We start from the raw sequence: 17,585 nt of genomic DNA on the forward strand, positions 1-17,585 counted from the left end.
TGCACATTTTTAAGGGGAGAAACGATGGAAGTTAAAGTTAGTTTAAATGATTTTAAATTTAGATACGAAGTATACCAATTATTTAATGTATATTACTCAATGAGGGAAATTAAATTTGTGGGTGCAGAAGATGCAGATTATATGGTTTATATTGATGAGAAAACCTTAAGGTTTGAATATAATAATTATTATGTAGAAGAATCTTTAGGAGAAGATATTAAAAATTCTCTTAGAAGATTTCTTTTTCTGTGCCTTAGAAATGTAACTCATGACATTTATCCTTGGGGAATATTAATTGGAATCAGACCATCTAAAATAGCGTTAAAATTGCTTGAAGAAGGCAATACTGAAGATGAAGTGATAGAAATATTTAAAGAAAAATACTTGGCTCATGAGGATAAAGCTAGACTTTGTATAGATGTGGCAAAAGCTGAGAAAAAAATAGTTAATAAGGATAAAAATACTATAGCTATATATATAGGCATGGCATTTTGTCCAACAAAATGTTTATATTGCTCATTCACTTCGAACCCTATAGGTGTTTACAAAAAGATGGTGACGCCATATATAGAGGCACTTATTAAAGAGATAAAAGGTATGAGTTCATATGTGAAGGAAAGAAAACTTAATATCGAATCAGTATATTTTGGTGGCGGTACTCCAACATCAGTAAGTGATGAAGAGTTCAACATAATCATGAAAGAAATTTATAATTGTTTTATTAAGGATGATAATATAAAAGAATTTACGGTTGAATGCGGAAGACCAGATACGCTTACTAGAAATAAACTTCAGACAATGAAAGAGTATGGAGTAGATAGAATAAGTATTAATCCCCAAACAATGAATGATAAAACTTTGAATTTAATTGGTAGAACTCATTCTTCAGCAGATATAAAAGAAAAATTTAAAATGGCTAGAGAACTTGGATTTGATGATATTAATATGGATATAATAATAGGACTTCCAGGTGAGACGCATGAAGATGTTATTCATACTAAGAATGAGTTAATAAAACTAAAACCTGATAGCATTACAGTTCATGGCCTAGCGCTTAAAAGAGGGTCTAGAATGTATGAAGAATTTATCTTGAAAAAAGGAATACAAATTACGTCTCAAGATGAAATTATAAAAATGTATGAAGAAAGTAGGAATCTGGCAGAAAATTTAGGTATTTCACCATATTATATGTATAGGCAAAAAAATATGGTTGGAAATATGGAGAATTTAGGTTATGCTAAAGAAGGCAAAGAATGTATATACAATATTCAAATGATTGAGGAAAAACAAACAGTAATTGCACTGGGAGCAGCAGCTGTAAGTAAAGTGATATTTTTAGAGGAAGATAGACTTGAAAGATTTCCAAACTTAAAAGATCTTCATGAATATGTATCTAGAATTGATGAAATGATTGAGAAAAAGAAAGCGTTGCTTGATACATTGTATACATAATTAACTGTAATAAATTAGAATATTGTAAATTTGTTTAGTCAAATAGGAGGAAAAGATCAATGGCGATTGAAATGCAAGCACCAAAAGGCACCAAGGATATGTTGCCTGAAGATGCCTATAAGTGGCATTATATAGAAAGTGCCTTTAGAAAGGTTGCTAAAACATATGGAATTAGAGAAATTAGAACTCCGATGTTCGAACACACAGAATTATTTTTAAGAAGTGTTGGAGATACAACAGATATAGTTCAGAAAGAAATGTATACTTTTAATGACAAGGGAGATAGAAGTATAACATTGAAACCAGAAGGAACTGCATCAGCAGTAAGAGCATTTGTTGAAAACAGATTATTTAACGAAGCTCAGCCAACAAAATTATACTATATTACACCAGCGTTTAGATATGAAAATGTCCAAAAAGGAAGGCTTAGACAATTTCATCAATGTGGATTAGAAGTGTTTGGCTCAAATGCAGCTTCAATGGATGCAGAAGTTATAGCAGTCGCTATGGATACATTAAAAGAATTAGGATTAAAAAGTTTAAGTTTAAATATAAATAATTTAGGCTGCCCAAGTTGTAGACCTAAATATAATGAAGCGCTTAAGAAATTTTTAGCTGATAATTATGATGGACTTTGCGATACTTGTAAAGATAGATTTGAAAAAAATCCTATGAGAATATTGGATTGCAAAGAGAAGAAATGTCATGAAATTACTAAAAATGCGCCGATAATATTGGACTATGTTTGTGAAGAGTGTAGTACGCATTTTAATAAAGTTAAAGAATATTTAGATATCTTAGGACTTCCATATACAATAGATCCAGGCATCGTAAGGGGATTAGACTATTACACAAAAACTATATTTGAAATTTTAACTTCTGATTTTACTGTATGTGGAGGAGGAAGGTATGATAAGCTTATAGAAGAACTTGGTGGACCAGATATGCCAGCAGTTGGATTTGGTATGGGTGTTGAAAGATTAATTATGACTTTAGAAAAAGAAAATATAGAAATACCTAAAGAAAATTTATTTGATTTATATATTGGTGCTAGAGGAGAAGCAGAAAGTAAGTATGCTTTTAAGCTGGCTAGTGATTTAAGGGCTTTAGGTGTGAAGTGTGAGATAAATCACATGGGTAGAAGCGTGAAAGCTGAAATGAAGTATGCAAACAAATTAGGAGCAGCATTTACTACTATTTTAGGTGAAGATGAATTAACAAATAGAAAAGTTAATTTAAAAAGAATGAGTGATGGTGAGATTTTTGAAGTTTCATTAGAAGACTTGATGGAAATAGCTAAAATAGTTAAATAAGAATAAGTTAAACTAAGGGAGGATTTTAGTAATGGGTGAATCTTTAAATGGATTAAAACGTACAATGATGTGCGGTGAACCTAGAGAAGAACATGTAGGCAAAAAAATAACATTAATGGGATGGGTTCAAAGAAACAGAAAGCTTGGAGCACTTGAATTTATTGATTTAAGAGATAAAACAGGTATAATGCAAGTTGTATTTGGTGAGGAAATTAATGCAGAAGCTTTTGAAAAGGCAAAAGGAGTAAGATCTGAATACTGCTTAGCAGTAACAGGGGAAGTTGTTAAAAGAGAAAGCGTTAATGAAAACATGCCAACTGGTTTTGTTGAATTAAAATGTGAATCTATAAAGATACTTTCAGAATCAGAAACTCCACCAATATATATAAAGGAAGATTTGGACGCTGCAGAAAATATCAGATTAAAATATAGATATTTAGACTTAAGAAGACCTGATATGCACAAAATATTTGAGATTAGAAGTAAAACTACAAAGGCTATACGTGATTATTTAGAAGAAAATAACTTCTTAGATGTAGAAACTCCTATTTTATCAAAGAGTTCTCCAGAGGGAGCTAGAGATTACTTAGTACCTTCAAGAAATTATCCTGGAATGTTTTATGCGCTTCCACAGTCACCACAAATATTTAAGCAGTTATTAATGGTATCTGGATTTGATAGATATTATCAAATAGCTAAATGCTTTAGAGATGAAGACCTAAGAGCGAATAGACAACCAGAATTTACTCAAGTTGATATGGAATTAAGTTTTGTAGAACAAGAAGATATAATTGCAGTAAACGAAGGGCTAATTGCTCATGTATTTAAAAAAGTAGCAGGTGTAGATGTTCAGCTTCCAATAAAAAGAATGACATTTAAAGATGCTATGGAAAAATACGGATCTGATAAACCAGATTTAAGATTTGGGATGGAAATAACTAATATAACAGAAGATGTTAAGGATTTAGATTTTGTTGTATTTAAATCAGCAATAGAAGCTGGTGGATCTGTTAGAGCTTTATGTTTAAAAGGTGGAGCAGACCTTGGAAGAAAGCCTTTAGATAAATTAGGGGAGTTTGTTAAGACTTACAAGGCTAAAGGTCTTGCTTGGATTCAAATTAAAGAAGATAGTGTTAAATCATCAATAGCTAAGTTCTTAACTGATGATGTAACGAATTCTATAGTAAAAACTATGAATGCTGAAACTGGAGATGCTATACTTATAGTAGCAGATAAAAATTCAGTGGTATTCCAAAGTTTAGGTGCGTTAAGATTAGAACTTGCTAAGCAATTTGATTTGATTAAGGATAAGAATGAATTTAATTTCACATGGATTACTGAATTCCCACTATTTGAATATAGTGAAGAAGAAGAAAGATATAAAGCTTGTCACCATCCGTTTACTGCACCAATGGATGAAGATTTAGATTTTATCGAATCAGATCCAGGAAACGTACGTTCTAAGGCTTATGACTTAGTATTAAATGGTGAAGAGTTAGGTGGAGGTTCTATAAGAATTCATGATACAGCTCTTCAAGAAAGAATGTTTAGAGCACTTGGACTAACAGATGAAGTAGTAAATGAAAGATTTGGATACTTATTACAAGCATTTAAATTTGGGCCACCACCACATGGCGGTTTAGCATTTGGTCTTGATAGAATGATTATGTTCTTAGCAGGAACAGAAAATATCAAAGATGTTATTGCATTCCCTAAGAATCAAAATGCATATTGTTACTTAAGTGAAGCACCAAATATAGTTGATGAAAAGCAATTAACTGAACTTGGCATAGCAATACTACCAAAAGAAGAAAAAAATGATAAAGAATAGAATTAATTAATTATAAAAGACTCTTATACGAATGAAAGTATAAGAGTTTTTATTTAAGTTTATATTATTATATAGGATTAATTTATATAGATAAGACTTTTAATTGTCTTGTTTCAATTTACAATTGGTTATTATTAGAAGAGTATTGGTGCATTAGTATTTAGGATATCAATGAGCCTCCTGCTTAATAGTGGTTCTTCAACTGCATTATCGCAGGCAAATTTAAGAGCCTCTAAGCTCATAGAAATATCCTCTTCTATGAATTCTTTTGATTCCCACGATATAGACTCCTTTACAAAATCAAATATATCACATGGGTTATCAAAAATTTCTATGAATAGCCTTTGGTTAGGAATGTTATTCCAAGTATCATTAAACTTTTTAGAAAAAGATTTTAATTCCTGTTTTAATGATTCAGAATCACAGTCCCAAAGATTATTTAAAATATCATATGAATTTTTTATTGAATTTAAAGAATTTAAATCTACATTTGAATCATTGTATTTTAAAGTTTCATTAATAACAGTATCAAAATCTGATATTGGAATAAAGAAACCATCAGATTTACGGTCAAACCAAGTAAAAAAAGATGTTGGCAAGAATACATGTTGTAAAAATCCTAATAGACTATAGCCGCAAGGATAAGCAGCCCAACCGCATTGGAGAATGTTTTTTTCAAGATCAAAAATTCCAGTGTAAATTACTTTTGAGGTGTTAGTTATCTCTTTATTATCAAAATAACCCTCCCATAAATTTTCTTCATTTAGAATTTTTTCTTTCCAAAAAGAAAAGCTTCTATAAGGTCTTTTTTCAAGAGTATTTTGTTTTATATTAAATTCCAATGATAAATTCCTCCTCTCGATGTTATCATAATATTTAAAAAAATACATTTTAAATTTATGATTAATTATGTTAGAGTTTAGAATAGAATTCTACAATTAATGAATCATTGATTTCAATAGGAACTTCTTCTCTTAAAGGGTATCTTATAAGAGTTCCTGAAAAATTATCTTGATCCTTGGTTAGATACGGATAGGTATTAAGAGTATTTGATAAAAAAGTATCCCTAAACAAGTCATTATTTCTGGATTTTTCTTTTAAAGAAATTATATCACCTATATTTACTTCATAAGAAGGAATATCTACCTTTTTATCATTAACTAAAATATGCCCATGAACTACCATTTGGCGAGCTTGTGCAATAGAAGACGAAAGGCCCAGTCTGTAAACTAAGTTATCTAATCTACATTCTAACCTTTTTATTAGAGCATAACCAGTAGGTTCTTTATCTTTTAACGCTTTTCGTACATAGGAGGCAAACTGTTTTTCCATTACACCATAGTATGCTCTGAGTCTTTGCTTTTCAAGTAGTTGAAGGCCATAAGCCGAGAGCTTTTTTGAGTTTCTAGCACTGCCATTGTTGGCTCTTTTCATAGCTTTGGGATGTCCACTAACATTTAATCCCAAGCGTCTACACAACTTGAATCTAGGTTCTCTCATTCTTGCCATAATTATCATCTCCTATAAGGTCTTGCTTTGATAAAAGTTAACCTAAAATAATACAATAAATATAATATACGAATGAAAATTATCTTAATGTTTTCTATTCCAATGGAATAATATTATTTAGAAATCTATATTAATGATTTCATAAATTAGTTTGTACAAGATAATTTATTTGACACGTTGTATTTTTTGGTAATTGAGTTTAATTAGCTAAATTCATGAAATTAAATTCCTTATTTATAAATCGCAAAGTAGGGATAATAAGTCATATATGTTATAATTAATCGGAAAATAAAATAATAAAAAAGTTGGGGGAAGAAAAATGTTAGGAACAATAGTTAATTCGTTAGCAATAATAGGTGGGTGCTTAATAGGGTTAATAGTAAAAGGTAGATTAACTGAGAAGATTAGTAGCACAATAATGAATGGTTTAGCCTTATGTGTATTATACATAGGTATATCTGGTGCTCTCAAGGGAAAAGATACATTGCAAATAATAATCTGTATTGCACTAGGTGCTCTTATAGGAGAAATTATAGATATTGATAGAAGATTAAATGATTTGGGAAATATGATTGAGAGAAAAATAAATGGAAAAAGGAAAAATAATTCTAACGATAAAATATCCATATCAGAAGGATTTGTTACATCTAGCTTATTATTTTGCGTTGGAGCAATGGCAGTGGTGGGGTCTCTTGAAAGTGGATTACAAGGAAATAACTCAACCCTTTTTGCTAAATCAATATTAGATGGAGTGTCATCAGTAATATTTGCATCATCTCTTGGGGTAGGTGTAATGCTATCATCAGTCGCAATTTTTATATATCAAGGAAGTATAACTTTGCTTGCAGGAGGACTTTCAACAATACTCACTGATAATGTAATTTCTAATATGTCAGCAGTAGGAAGTCTGTTAATCGTAGGACTTGGTTTTAATATGCTTGGGATAAGTAAAATTAAAGTTGCAAATTTGTTGCCAGGAATATTTTTACCAATTATATTTGGATTTTTTTTAAAATAAGTTGACTGGATTTTAATAGAATATAATATTGTTACAATTTCTGATTGGAGGATTTAGAATGAAGATATCTGAACTAAAGAGAAAGTCGAAAAAACAATTAAAAGGAAAATGGGGAATAGCAATAACAACTTTATTTGTAAGTTTAATAATAATAAGTGGATTTTACGTTGCGATGAAGTTGCTTCAACCAGATGGAGGTCTTCTTACTGCTATTGGTGAATGTGTTAGTGTTTTCTTAGGTGGAATGGCTACGTTAGGAACATGCAAATTTGTATTAAATTTGGCATTCAGTAATAATGAGGAAAAGTTTAATGATTTATTTGTAGGCATTAATATTTACTTTAAGACCTTAGGATTATGGATATTGATTAATTTAACTGTATCTATTGCAACAATGTTTTTGATAATCCCTGGTATTATAGTCTCGCTTATGTTTTCACAAGCGTTCTTCATATTATGTGAAGATAACAATAAGTCTATAATAGAATGTTTAAAGCAGAGTCTATCAATTATGAGGGGATATAAGATTCGCTTGTTACTCCTTGAGTTAAGTTTTGTTGGGTGGTGGATTATGTCAATTCTGACTTTTGGAATAGGAGTCTTATGGATATATGCATATCAACAAGTAACTCGTGCCAATTTTTATTTAGAGATAAAAAAGTAACTTTCTTATTTAAATTGCAGCTACATAACATGATAAAATATTTTTTTATTGAGAAAACATTTTCGAATAGTGGAATTATAAGTAATAATTTTTTATTTGACGTACGAAATATTAGACAAAAAAATATAGCCAAAAATTAATATAAGAATTATAATAAATACGTATACTATTATTTATAATAGTCGTAACTTAAGGGGGGCGCAGAATGAAAAAAGTAAAAATAGCACTACTAGGATTGGGGAATGTTGGTCGTGGTGTTTGGATGATTTTAAACTCTAACAAAGAAGAAATTATGAAAAGATGTGGATATGAAGTAGAAATAGCAAAAGTTCTTGTTAGAGATAAAAATAAACCAAGAGGTATTGAAATATCGGACGAACTTGTAACAACTGATTTTAATGAAATATTAAAAGATAGTAGCATTAAAATTGTCGTTGAAGTCATGGGAGGAATGGAACCCGCTAGAGAGTATATGCTAAGATGCATGGAAAACAAAAAGCATATAGTAACTGCAAATAAAATGTTATTAGCAACTGGTGGAGATGAACTTTTTGAAAAAGCTGATGAAAACGGAATTATGTTTAGTTATGAGGCTAGTGTAGCTGGGGGGATTCCAATTATAAAGGGAATAGATGAAAGCTTAACTGCAAATAAAATAGAAACTCTTTATGGAATAGTAAATGGAACAACTAATTACATCTTAAGTAAGATGGAACTTGAAGGTGCTGATTTCGATGATGTATTAAAGGAAGCGCAAGAAAAAGGATATGCTGAAGCTGATCCTACATCAGATATTGAAGGTTATGATGCACAATATAAATTAGCAATACTTGCTTCATTAGCTTTTGGGTCAAAGATAGATGTGAAAAATGTATATAGAGAAGGAATTACAAAAATTGAAGCTGTTGATATGAAATATGCTAAGGAATTTAAAATGGGAATTAAATTACTTGCTATAGCAAAAGAAACTAATGGCAAAGTTGAACTTAGAGTTCATCCTACAATGATTCCGAAGAAACACCCGCTTTCGAATGTTTATGATTCATACAATGCTGTATTTATAAGAGGAAATGCAGTAGGAGATTTAATGTTTTACGGAAGAGGAGCAGGAGATCTTCCAACTGGCAGTGCGGTGGTGAGTGATATTGTTTCTATTGTAAGAAATAATGTTGAAACAGAAAATCCGAATCCAGTAGTAAAGAATAACCTATGGGAAAGAGAAATTTTAGACATGGGTTCAGTTGAAAGTAAATTTTATATAAGAGCAACTGTTTTGGATGAATCAGGGGTTCTTGGAGAAATTACTGCAATACTTGGAAAACATAATGTAAGTATAAGGTCTGTGATACAAAAAGGTGACGAAGAAGATGGTCAGGTAACTATTGTATTAGTTACTCACAGAACTAGTGAGGCTCAAATTGATGGTGCGGTTGAAGAAATTACTAGCTTAAAATCTGTTTACAAAATAGATAACATAATAAGAATAGAGGATTTTAAATAAATTCTAGCCTGAACGTACAGCTTCGTTTGTTGGAAAAATAGGTAATATTCTAGTAAAGATTAATGTTAATGCCACTTATTAAATGTAATAAGTGGCATTTTTTTTAATTAAAAGTTTTTTGAAAAATCTTAAAAAATATGATACGAAAATTAAGTAAAATATAGAAAAAATATGTTATAATTACTTTATATTTGAAAAATTGGACAATATATGAGTCGATTTGAATAATAGATTATTTATTTAGTGGAAAGAAAGGGGTGGTCATTTTTGCCCGGAAAAATAAAAAAGATGATTGACGAAATCATTCAACAAAGATCAAAGGGGAATCCTGCTATTATGGAAATGACTATAGCTAAATTAATTCTAAAAGGAATTAATCCCAATAAATTTGATATAAATTCTCCAGATGATATGACAATAATTAATAAACTTCTTGATATTGCTAGGCAATTAAATGTAAATAATTTGGATAATATTGAAAAAAGTATAAGATCATCATCCTCAAGTAAAATAACGGAGGAGGATGCAGTAAAGGATATAAAAAATCAATTAAATATTAACGACATAAAATTAGTAATATTTTTTGCATCTTCTAATTATAATCAACAAAAGATAAGTTTACTTATGGAAGAAGAATTTAAGGGATGTATTGTTGTAGGGTGCTCTACGGCAGGAGAACTTGCAAGCGGAGAAATATTGGATAATTCCATTGTTGCAATGGCTATTAACTCTAATATTATTTCTGATATAAAAGTTGAATTGGTTGGAAATATAAAGAAAAATTTAAATTTAGAGCCTGCTTTTACTTCTTTTGAAGAATACTATAAAGAAAGTTTATATAATATGAGCTCAGAAAAATTTGTTGGTATAACATTAATAGATGGATTAAGCATGAAAGAGGAAAAAATAATGGATCTGATAGGTGATAGGACTAATGTGTTCTTTGTTGGTGGTTCAGCTGCGGATAACAATGAGTTCGTAGAGACCTATGTTTCTGTAAATGGATATACTTCTACAGATTCAGTAGCTTTAATTTTAATAAAGATAAGCGATGATGCTGAGTTTAGTGTTATAAAAACACAAAGTTTTGAATCTTTGGATTATAGCTTCGTTGCAAATAAAGTGGACGAAGAGAGAAGACAAGTAATTGAATTTAATAATAGACCAGCTGCGTTGGAATATGCAGATGCTGTGAAAGCTGATAATATTAAAGAAATTTCAAAATATTTTATGAGTAACCCACTAGGATTGATGATTGAAGAAAATAATTTCTTCATAAGATCACCTCAAAGAGTTATTGGGACAAGTATGATGTTTTATTGTAATATACTTGAAGGAATGGAGGTTAAACTTTTAAAAGCTACAAATATTATTGACGATACAAGAAGGACAATTGAAAATAAAGCTAGCGAATTAGGAAAAATTGATGGGATTATAAATTTTCAATGCATACATAGAACTTTGGAATTAAAAAAGAAAAATTTGTCAGATGAATATGCTAAAATATTTAAAGATATTCCTACTATAGGATTTTCAGCTTATGGAGAACAATATATAGGTCATATAAATGATACGTCTACAATGCTTATTTTTAATTTAAAGACAGGAAAATAAACAAAGAACAAAAGAATAAGAAATTTAAATATATACTTTTATGGAATATTACAATGTTTTGAAGCGAGGCTATAAGTAATGAAGAATTTAGAAAACTTTTTTTATAAAGCTAATATTCTTATTGTTCATGAGTACTTTGAAGATTCACGTGTGCTAATAAAATTTCTTAATTATAGAGGATATATAAATATAAAAAGTGTTAAAAAAAGTGAATCAATCATAAAATCAATAAAAGAAAATATACCAGATATGATTTTAATAAATATAAATTTGGATGCCATTAATGGATATGAGTTATGTGAAGTTATAAGAAAAGATGAGGATTTGATAGATGTCCCAATTATTTTTATAAACACAGGTGGAGAAGCTATTGATAGAAATAAAATATATATTGTTGGAGGAAATGATTATTTAAGCACTCCCCTTGAATATGAGGAAGTCATAAATAGAATTGAAATGCATTTAAGAATTAAGTTTATGGAGCATAAGATAAAATTTCATAAAGGTAATTATGATACAACATATACTGAATTAAAGAGTTGGAATAGGGTTTTATTAAAAAGAAATAGTGATTTAGTTAATGAAGTTATTGAAAAAGATAATCAATTAGATGAGATAACATTTGAGTTAAAAGAATTCAATATTATATTGGAAGAAGAAATGAATGAAAGAACTAGAACAGAAGAAGCGTTAAAGGAAAGTGAGAGACAGTTACGACATTCCATAGAAGAGGCACCAGTCCCAATAATGTTATATACAGAAGATGGATTTGTAAAGAAGATCAATAGATCATGGAGTGACATTACCGGATATAAACTTGAAGATATTCCAACGATTTCAGAATGGGCGGATATTTCAGAGGCTTTTAAAGAGGAATTGAGCAGTACAAATATAAAAAAATTATTTAATTCAGAGAAAAGGCAAAACAATGGGGAGTTTTCTATAAGAGCACATGATGGAAGTATAAGAATCTGCAATTTTTATTCAGCATATATTGGTGATTTAGAGGATGGACATAAATTATTCATGAAAGTAGCCATAGATGTGACAGAGAAAAAGCATATGGAAGAATTGCAAAAAAGTGTTGAAGAAGAGAGGAAAAAGTTATATGAAATTAAGGAATACGATAGAATAAGGACAGAATTTTTTTCAAATATATCTCATGAATTAAGAACACCGATTAATGTTATTTACTCAGCACTGCAAATGCATGAACTTAGGTTAAAAGATTGTATATTTGAAAATAGAAGTATTGATAAATATAAATATACTAAAATAATGAAACAGAATTGCTATCGTATTTTACGACTTATTAATAATATTATAGATATAACAAAAATTGATTCTGGATATTTCAATATCAATGAACATAATATCGATATTATCGCTCTTATAGAGAATATAACTTTATCAGTGGCTGACTATATTGAGAATAAGGGACTGTCTCTTATATTTGATACGAACGTGGAAGAAAAAATTATGTCATGTGATCCGGAAAAAATTGAAAGAATTATTTTGAATATACTATCAAATGCAGTAAAATTTACTTCAAGTGGTGGAAAAATAACTGTTAGTATTGAAGATTGCTATGATAGAATTTGTATAAAGATTAAAGATACAGGAAGAGGTATTCCGCAAGATAAATTAAATTCGATATTTGAAAGATTTATACAGGTAGATAAATCTCTAGCTAGAGATCATGAAGGAAGTGGAATAGGACTTTCTATTGTAAAGTCCTTAGTTGAGCTGCATGGTGGAGTAATATCTGTAAAAAGTAAAATAAGCTGTGGCACTGAATTTGTTATATATATCCCATGCAAACTAGTAAAAAATGCAGAAGAGCAATATTCGCTTTGCAGCTCTATAGGCGGAGATTGTATTGAAAAAATTAATATAGAATTTTCGGATATATACAATTAAAATTATATATTCTAATTATATTGCAAAAATAATCCTTCATCGTAATTCTAAAAATATTACAAGAATTTTAACAGTAATTATGAATTATACATTGTGAAGTGTGAATTGTAACATGTACATGCTTGCAAAATATTTCTTTTATAATGTAAGTATATGTGAAAAAAAGTTAAGATAATATAGTAAAAAGATATTTTTACTTACTTTTTTTAAGAGTTTTAAACAAATGTTGAATATAAATTTGATATTTGTTACTATATTAGTGTGTTTAATAGGTTAGAGATAATGAGGTTTCAAACAATTAATGGGACTTTATTTATCTCTTTTTGATTGTTATAGGCAGTGAAAAATGAGAATTTAAACTATTTGCCCCCAAAAGGAATGTTTCTAGAGTGCGAGGAATAATTTGCTATTGCATATATCTAAGTATTCAAGTAATATAGTTTCCACACTTTATATGCTATGTTATTAGAAATATTACCTTTTAATAATATATGAACCTCTGTATTTATATAGCTTCATAAATACAGAGGCTTTTTAATTCCATTCTTTATGTTATAATTTAAGCAAAAGAAATAAAATACAGTGTGGAGGAAAAGGATGGGTAATAATAGAGATTTAATTAGATATTTAAAGATATTATTAAGCGCATATTTAATTATAGGATTAATTTTAATTTTTAGTAGTTCTATGGTTTTAGATTTAAGTCTTAATATTTTAACAATAACAGGCATATTTGTGGCGTGTACACTGGTATATGGAGTATTAATTAGAAATAAAAAATATATATCTACGGCAATTATTGTTGCCTTGTTATATGTTGGTGCAATTATCATATATAGTCCTTTAATTAGTTATAATGCTCATAGGAATTTAATAGGAAATATAGAAGAAATGGATTTTTCTAGCCAAATAGAATATATTGATATAAACCAGTTGCCTATTATTGATAAAGAACTTGCATACAAGCTAGCTGATAAAAAATTAGGTGAAATTACTAGTCTTGGGAGTCAAGTGAGTGTTGGTCAATTGACATTACAAAGTGTAAATGGTCAACTATGTTATGTTGGACCACTTGAGCATTCTTCTTTTCTTAAATGGATTAGCAATAGAGAAGGAACGATAGGGTATATTAAGGTAAGTGCTACAAATCAAAATGATGTAGAGTTGGTTACCCAGCTTGATGGAAAAGATATTAGGCTTAAATATTTAAATTCTGCATATTTTCTTAGTGATTTAAATAGAGCGGCTTACTTTAGAGATATGAAAGCAGGGCACACAGATTATACTTTTGAATTAGATGATAGCGGCAGACCATATTGGGTCATTACAAGATATGATACTGGCGTGGGCATTACAGAAGAAAAGGCCATAGGTGCATTAATAATGGATGCTCAGACAGGTGACTCAACTATTTATAATATTGATAATCTACCAGAATGGGTAGACAGAATACAGCCGATGAAATATATTAATAGGTATATTAACAAATGGGGAGAATTGGTTCATGGTGTTTTGAATTTTACGGATAAAGATAAACTTAAGACAACAACAGATGGTATGAATATTATATACGATAAGGGTGTCTGCTACTATTATACAGGTATAACGTCAGTAGGAAGTGATGAATCACTTGTAGGATTTATGCTTACAAATACAAGAACCGGAGAAACTAAAATGTATAAAACGGCTGGTGCTACAGAAGAAGCAGGCATGAGATCAGCAGAAGGAAAAGTACAACAGTATGGTTATAAAGCTACTTTTCCATATCTGATAAACATACAAAATGAGCCGACATATTTTATGACGCTGAAAGATTCTAATGGATTAGTTAAGCAATATGCTATGGTGAATGTAAAAAATTATAACACTGTAGGAGTTGGAGATACACTTCAAGCTACTTTAAATAAATATTTAGAGGGATTAACCAATACTAATATTTCTCTCGAAAGTGGAAACCAGGAAGAAGTTATAAGAGGAGAAGTAGAAAGGATAGGTCTAGTTATAAAAGAAGGTACGAGTATTTATGACATTAAGTTAAAAAATAATGAAAATATTTTTTCGGTTTCAACGGAGACATCTAGAGAGGTTGCATTAACTCAGGCTAACGACTCAGTGGAAATGAAGTTTATTAAAGTTGGAGATAATAGATATATTATAACCAATTCATTTAGTAATCTTTCTTTTGTTAACAGTGAGAAACAGAAAAAGGAATAGGAAGAAAATAATTAAAATTAAGTATTGCAATTAAAAGGGAGCTATGATATACTAAAATAGTTCCTAAAGGGAATAAAAAAATATATCAAAGATTTAATTATATTAAAATTTCTCCTTATGAGAAAGTATTATTTAACTAAGTCTTTAAATTTGGAGGAATTGAAAATGGAAGATAAAACATTAGTATGTAAAGATTGTGGAAAAGAATTTATATTCACAGTTGGAGAACAAGAATTCTACAAAGAAAAAGGATTCGAAAATGATCCTGTAAGATGTGCAGATTGTAGAAGAGCTAGAAAGCAACAAAACAACAGAAGATAGTTTCTGTTTGCAAAGATAAGCTATAAGATATTATTCTTATAGCTTTTTTATTATATATTGGTATATATAGGATACTATTAATTGACAAACCATACACTAATTTATATGGTCATTTTGAACCCCTTCTCTTTTAACTGAATGTCTTTTTCTGTTTGGATTGTGGTTCATATTTTCTTGAGTTATAGGAGTTTGATGATTGCATTTTTCCATTCTAGCATGTTTGTTATCAGGTTGACTATCTTTTGGCATAATAAAAACCTCCCTTAAACAATAAATTTACATATTAATTTTTTGCTAAGTGATACAATATTATTCGTAAGCTGTAGAAAAAATAATAACAATATTAGTTATATTATTAATTAAATAGAAAATAAATAAACCTGCTAAATAATATATTAATTATACCTATATTATTTAGCAGGTTTATTCAAATCTATTTTCAGTATATAGGTTATTTGGTAATAGTTAATCTAAACAAAAATTAATTAAGGTTCAAATTTAAAAAGCTTGTAGCTTCAATTTCACTAATATTTTTTATAACTGAAACTTCTTCAACTAAAAATTTGTAAGCAGTATTAAATAATTGTTTTTCACTTGAACTAAGTGATTTTTTCTTATTCATAAGAATCAGATCGTAAACTACTTCTGCACTATCTTTAAGTAATCCAGATCTTATTTTTTTTGCATTAGCTTGATATCTTTCCTTAGATGATGCAAGTTCAAATTCACTACTTTTATTTTCAAGAGTGAGCAATATATGATCTAAGGTAGAGTTATCGCAAACTTTTCGTAAATTTGAGTTAGATGCCTTATCACTTGGAATCATAATTTCTAAATTATTTGACGTAATCTTTACTATTATGTATTCCTTGGTATTTCCTGAAAAAATCTTATTTTCTATTCTTTCAACAGTGCCTATGCCTTGCATTGGATAAACAACTTTATCTCCTATCAAAAACAAAAAACACACCTCCTTAAATGGTTGTTCTATTATTATAACACATTATTAAAAAAAATAAAACTTAAATATATCATATCTATTATTTCATGTCAATAATATTTGTGTTTTTTTAGAATGTAATATTAATTCTTTGATAACTATATACGTAAAAATTTATATGACAATTAAAGGTAAAAAGTAAATTGAAAAATACATATTTAAAGAAATTATGATAAGTAATAATAATACAAAAAATAAATTAAATGTAAAAAATGTAAAAAAATATAGAAATATAAGTAAAACAACAGCTTGATAATAAATAATATGTGATGTAAAATTAAGGAAATGATTACAGAAAAGAGGGGGTTGCTGGCGTGGGGGTTCATAATAAAAAAGTTATAAAAAGTGAAAGAAAAATAAAACGGAAAAATAAGAATTTACTTGCTGATAAGATTTTGGCTTATAATCCTGTGTTTTTGGAAGGAATTGCAGTATATAAAGATGCAAGTAGAAACTTTATATTTTTAATATTTCTTGGAGCTTTGTTAATCGACTTTCCGATAATATCAGTGCCTTGTTGTATATTGTCTATGTTTTTTATTATTAGAATGTTGCAGTTTATTAAATATAAAAGCATAAATAATATAGTAAATGAAATAGCAAAGGATTTATCTTTTAAAGGGATATATAATAAAGGTAAAGTAGAGGATATGTTAAATGATTTTAAAGTTAAATATGGAGAAGATATCGTTGAGTATGAACAATTGGTAAGCATGTTGGATAAATATGAAGCTTTAGTAACAAATATTGAATTTGCTTTAAAAAATATAACTTTCAAGGATAAAACAAATATAGATAACAAAGAAGAACTTATAATAGATAATAGTGAAATTACTTTCTTTGAAAATGATAATAATATAAATTGTGAAATATATAATAGGGATGAGCATAAAAATACGAGAGTAAATAATTATTATAGAAGTTTTAATGAAAAATTTTCTGTGCTTTATAAAAATGGTGATGGAGAGATTAAGAGAGTTAACAAAGCAATTGAGTTCTTTGATGATGGAGATAATGAAAACATTAACGAAAATGCCGTTGTCCTAAAAAATGTTAATAAAGAAAATAAAAATCTTACAGTATATTTATATAAAAAGTCATCGCCACTACAAAAAAACGTATTGTGATGAGCTAACATTTATAATAAAGTTAGTAAAAAGTAAACTTCTATTGACTGTAGTATATGATTTGATATCGCAGTTATAGGAGTTGTCTTTTTTTTTATTTT

15 protein-coding genes are annotated in these 17,585 nt (G+C 28.7%); 11 read left to right on the forward strand and 4 right to left on the reverse strand.

Translation table 11 applies throughout. The features are described 5' to 3' along the window. The first annotated feature begins 24 nt into the window (after positions 1–24). From L1S46_RS19670 to aspS, 3 genes are read left to right on the forward strand one after another with little or no spacing between them, the layout of a single operon-like run. Positions 25–1,452, forward strand: a complete 1,428-nt coding sequence (locus L1S46_RS19670; protein ID WP_011968871.1) for a coproporphyrinogen III oxidase — start codon at positions 25–27, stop codon at positions 1,450–1,452. Between the two features lie 59 nt (positions 1,453–1,511). Continuing rightward, a complete protein-coding gene (gene hisS / locus L1S46_RS19675) occupies positions 1,512–2,765 on the forward strand; it encodes a histidine--tRNA ligase (protein WP_023976277.1) in 1,254 nt (417 codons plus the stop codon). A 31-nt stretch (positions 2,766–2,796) separates the two neighbouring features. Further along, complete coding sequence (gene aspS / locus L1S46_RS19680; protein WP_238900800.1) at positions 2,797–4,596, forward strand: aspartate--tRNA ligase; 1,800 nt, start codon at positions 2,797–2,799, stop codon at positions 4,594–4,596. Positions 4,597–4,730: 134 nt separating this feature from the next. Here the strand turns inward: aspS and L1S46_RS19685 are convergent, their stop codons facing one another. After that, positions 4,731–5,438, reverse strand: coding sequence for a hypothetical protein (locus L1S46_RS19685; protein WP_077828803.1), 708 nt, complete (start codon positions 5,436–5,438; stop codon positions 4,731–4,733). A 70-nt stretch (positions 5,439–5,508) separates the two neighbouring features. After that, positions 5,509–6,105 carry a 30S ribosomal protein S4 gene (rpsD, locus tag L1S46_RS19690; RefSeq protein WP_238900801.1) on the reverse strand — a complete coding sequence of 199 codons (597 nt, stop codon included), beginning with the start codon at positions 6,103–6,105 and terminating at the stop codon, positions 5,509–5,511. A gap of 319 nt (positions 6,106–6,424) precedes the next feature. On the opposite strand from rpsD, the gene L1S46_RS19695 reads away from it, so the two are divergent. The 7 genes from L1S46_RS19695 to L1S46_RS19725 all read left to right on the forward strand — a co-directional run bounded on the left by L1S46_RS19695 (position 6,425) and on the right by L1S46_RS19725 (position 15,357). Further along, the gene (locus tag L1S46_RS19695; RefSeq protein WP_238900802.1) at positions 6,425–7,123 is read left to right on the forward strand and encodes a DUF554 domain-containing protein; all 699 of its coding nucleotides are present in this window, start codon (positions 6,425–6,427) and stop codon (positions 7,121–7,123) included. A gap of 58 nt (positions 7,124–7,181) precedes the next feature. Further along, on the forward strand, positions 7,182–7,787 hold the full coding sequence (locus tag L1S46_RS19700; RefSeq protein ID WP_238900803.1) for a DUF975 family protein: 606 nt from the start codon (positions 7,182–7,184) through the stop codon (positions 7,785–7,787). A 205-nt stretch (positions 7,788–7,992) separates the two neighbouring features. Further along, positions 7,993–9,288 carry a homoserine dehydrogenase gene (locus L1S46_RS19705; protein ID WP_011968877.1) on the forward strand — a complete coding sequence of 432 codons (1,296 nt, stop codon included), beginning with the start codon at positions 7,993–7,995 and terminating at the stop codon, positions 9,286–9,288. Between the two features lie 267 nt (positions 9,289–9,555). Beyond that, the gene (locus L1S46_RS19710) at positions 9,556–10,902 is read left to right on the forward strand and encodes an FIST N-terminal domain-containing protein (RefSeq protein WP_238900804.1); all 1,347 of its coding nucleotides are present in this window, start codon (positions 9,556–9,558) and stop codon (positions 10,900–10,902) included. Between the two features lie 78 nt (positions 10,903–10,980). Further along, a complete protein-coding gene (locus L1S46_RS19715; protein ID WP_238900805.1) occupies positions 10,981–12,822 on the forward strand; it encodes an ATP-binding protein in 1,842 nt (613 codons plus the stop codon). A gap of 597 nt (positions 12,823–13,419) precedes the next feature. Then, a complete protein-coding gene (locus L1S46_RS19720) occupies positions 13,420–15,036 on the forward strand; it encodes a cell shape-determining protein (protein WP_077868747.1) in 1,617 nt (538 codons plus the stop codon). A 165-nt stretch (positions 15,037–15,201) separates the two neighbouring features. Beyond that, positions 15,202–15,357, forward strand: coding sequence for a zinc-ribbon domain-containing protein (locus tag L1S46_RS19725; RefSeq protein WP_011968881.1), 156 nt, complete (start codon positions 15,202–15,204; stop codon positions 15,355–15,357). A 96-nt stretch (positions 15,358–15,453) separates the two neighbouring features. Here L1S46_RS19725 and L1S46_RS19730 read toward each other — a convergent pair whose 3' ends face one another. Together L1S46_RS19730 and L1S46_RS19735 are read right to left on the reverse strand one after the other, a co-directional pair. Further along, on the reverse strand, positions 15,454–15,606 hold the full coding sequence (locus L1S46_RS19730) for a hypothetical protein (RefSeq protein ID WP_011968882.1): 153 nt from the start codon (positions 15,604–15,606) through the stop codon (positions 15,454–15,456). A gap of 232 nt (positions 15,607–15,838) precedes the next feature. Beyond that, positions 15,839–16,318, reverse strand: a complete 480-nt coding sequence (locus tag L1S46_RS19735) for a CarD family transcriptional regulator (RefSeq protein ID WP_011968883.1) — start codon at positions 16,316–16,318, stop codon at positions 15,839–15,841. 353 nt (positions 16,319–16,671) lie between these two features. Here L1S46_RS19735 and L1S46_RS19740 point away from each other — a divergent pair, with 353 nt between their 5' ends. Further along, entirely contained in the window at positions 16,672–17,484 is an 813-nt protein-coding gene (locus L1S46_RS19740) for a hypothetical protein (RefSeq protein WP_054249140.1), read from the forward strand. Positions 17,485–17,585 lie beyond the last annotated feature (101 nt).

Origin of the sequence: Clostridium sp. YIM B02500, assembly GCF_022324665.1 — a bacterium.
Classification (GTDB): Bacteria; Bacillota; Clostridia; order Clostridiales; family Clostridiaceae; genus Clostridium; species Clostridium beijerinckii.